Raw genomic sequence first — 2738 nt, forward strand, 5'->3', positions numbered from 1 at the left:
CTTTACCTTGAGAACCCTGATCCTGAGAATCCTGACCTTGAACACTTGAATACTCTTGTGTAATGTCAACAACATCGGTCACGCGTGGTTTGCCTTCAGTTAAAGTGCCTGTCTTGTCAAAAGCGACTGTCTTCACTTGGCCGATGGTTTCTAAAGCACTACCGCCCTTGATCAGCAAGCCGCGGCGCGCACCGACCGCTAGACCAGAGGCGATAGCAGCTGGTGTTGAGAGCACAAGAGCACAAGGACAAGCGATCAATAATAAGGCTAGACCTCGATATAACCAAGTTGACCAATCTCCGCCCATGGTTAACGGTGGGACGATGATAATTAGGGCGGCAATAGCCATCACAGCCGGTGTATAGTAACGACTGAATTTCTCAATAAAACGGGCAGTGGGTGCTTTGGAAGCTTGCGCTTGCTCTACCAAATCAATAATGCGCGAAATAGTGTTATCGGCGGCTGTCTTTTCTACGCGCACTTGGAGCACACCATCGATGTTAATTGACCCTGCAAATACATTGTCACCCATCGTCTTGGCAACAGGAACAGACTCTCCCGTCACGGGCGAATCATCAAGGCTGGACGCACCTTGAACAATGGAACCATCAGCAGATACCCTATCTCCAGGACGCACCAGCACAAGGTCATTCACTTGTAGTGAAGTCGCTGGAACGTTACGCTGCCCACCTTGAGCATCAAGTAAAATCGCACTTTTCGGAACCAGCGATGATAAGGCTCTGATGCCAGCGCGAGCGCGATCAGCAGCGATACTCTCAAACAGTTCACCGATTGAGAACAAAAAGACAACCGCTGCGGCCTCTTCAGCTTCACCAATGATAAGTGCGCCAAGCACGGCGACGGACATCAGCGTTTCAATTGAAAAGAATGAACCTGTTTTAGCCAGTGCTAAGGCTTTGCGTGCAAATGGAAAAACGCCTACAATCACAGCGATGGCAAACACCCATATCCCATAAGCGGGGAACAGTAGTGACAGTGCATAAGCGCTGCCCATCAAAATACCGAGACCAACAACCTGTTTGCCTTTTTGAGTTTGCCACCACCGCTTATCCTGCGGAGCCATCTGATTGTCGCTGTCAATATCAATAGCCGATACAGTTTGTTGACCAGTATTGGCAGATATACCGAACCCTAGGCTTTTGATTGTTTTTTCGATATCACTAGCCTGAGTCGGCGCACCAGGGGCTAAATTTAGCTCTAGCGTTTCTGTAGCGAAATTCAGCTGAACATCAGAAACCCCAGGCATACGTTTCAAAGCTGTTTCAATCTTGCCGATGCAACTGGCACAGTCCATACCTTCAATATGATATTTCATAATAATTTACCCTTTGAATAATGATATTATGAACCCTATAGTGGCTTTAGAGTCAAGGTTATTTATCTACAGTTTTGTAAATTCAATTTCTCTAGCGCCAGTCTTTACAGCCACTTTAATTATTTAAATCATAGAGGTTATTATGACAATCAAAATTGGTGAGCTCGCTAAACGCACAGGTGCCACAGTGGAAACCATTCGCTATTACGAAAAGGAGCACTTATTACCTGAGCCTTCTCGCAGCGCAGGGAATTATCGTTTATATAATGAAGAGCACATTGAGCGTCTACAATTTATCCTACACTGCCGTACGCTTGACATGGCTCTAGACGAAGTACGAATCTTACTTGAGTTTTGGGAGGAACCTGATAAAGACTGTGGTGATGTGAGCTCCTTACTAGATAAGCAAATTTATGCTGTAGAAATACGAATGGAAGAACTGATGCACTTAAAGCAGCACTTGACTGTTTTGCGCCAGAAATGTGCAAGTAGTGCACCAGCGGTATCATGTGGGATATTAAAGGCTCTTGCCGATAATTCTTGTCATGAGTAATGATATTAGTAGTGTTCATTTCTGACTGATCAAATCATGAAAGGTTAAATACACCCTGATGTTAAGCACAAAAAAACCCAGCAATGATATTAAGATCACTACTGGGGTTGGAGGAAATAATAACTATGTTGTGCTGACTTATCAGGTCTTATTTATCATTCATAGCAAGGTAGATATTTCGATCTGATGCGGATGCGTCATCCACGTATTTTGAATCACGCCATGTGGTATAAGCATAGACACCACTGTATGGGCTGATGCTGTTCTGACGGAAATCAGAAATCCAGTTTTCGCCATCAAAGATTTGGATATGGCCATGTGGACGCTTTGATGAGCGATCATAGACAATAACATCACCTACTTGGGTTGGCATATCATTACTGATTTTGCTAAAACCTGCTTTATCAAGCGTGCCACGAGTGGCGTACTGATAGGCTGAAGGATTGGGGGTGAACTCATAACCTGCTGATTGTAGTGCTTTACGTACGTAACGGGCACAATATCCAGAGCTGCCAGATAAAGCCACTTTTGAGGCGCGAGCAGCAGCGATAGCGGGGGCTGAATTGCTGTCAGGAACTGTATTGACTTGCTGCTGTTGTTTTTCAGCGTATAAGCGGCTGTTTAATGATGAAAGCCGACTCTCTTTTTGCTTAGCCTGCGCACTTAGGTTGCTAATAGCTTGACTGATTTCGTCATTACTAGAAACATAAGCACCACTGCTAGTGCTATAGATGTTTTTTGATGAACCGTAGTTTGATGCCACAGAAGTATTGGTGATGGTATTATTTGTTTGAGAGATTGTGATAGCAGCACCACTCGTTTGTGCTATGCCCATACCCAGTACTGACA

At 44.8% G+C, this 2738-nt stretch carries 3 protein-coding genes; 1 reads left to right on the top strand and 2 read right to left on the bottom strand.

The features are described from left to right. Window positions 1–1336 (bottom strand): heavy metal translocating P-type ATPase (locus JMX07_RS13405; RefSeq protein ID WP_201608423.1); only part of this gene is annotated, 1336 nt, incomplete at its 3' end. 142 nt (window positions 1337–1478) lie between these two features. Here JMX07_RS13405 and cadR point away from each other — a divergent pair. Further along, window positions 1479–1889, top strand: a complete 411-nt coding sequence (gene cadR / locus JMX07_RS13410; protein WP_011513679.1) for a Cd(II)/Pb(II)-responsive transcriptional regulator — start codon at window positions 1479–1481, stop codon at window positions 1887–1889. Window positions 1890–2037: 148 nt separating this feature from the next. Here the strand turns inward: cadR and JMX07_RS13415 are convergent. Beyond that, on the bottom strand, window positions 2038–2738 hold a 701-nt coding region (locus JMX07_RS13415; protein ID WP_201608425.1), incomplete at its 5' end, for a CHAP domain-containing protein.

The organism is Psychrobacter immobilis (genome assembly GCF_904846235.1).
In the GTDB taxonomy this organism is placed as follows: Bacteria; Pseudomonadota; Gammaproteobacteria; order Pseudomonadales; family Moraxellaceae; genus Psychrobacter; species Psychrobacter immobilis_C.

Bases quoted from the DNA above. Each gene is read 5' to 3' on its own strand.
- cadR (WP_011513679.1), top strand. From the start codon at position 1,479: ATGACAATCAAAATTGGTGAGCTCGCTAAACGCACAGGTGCCACAGTG.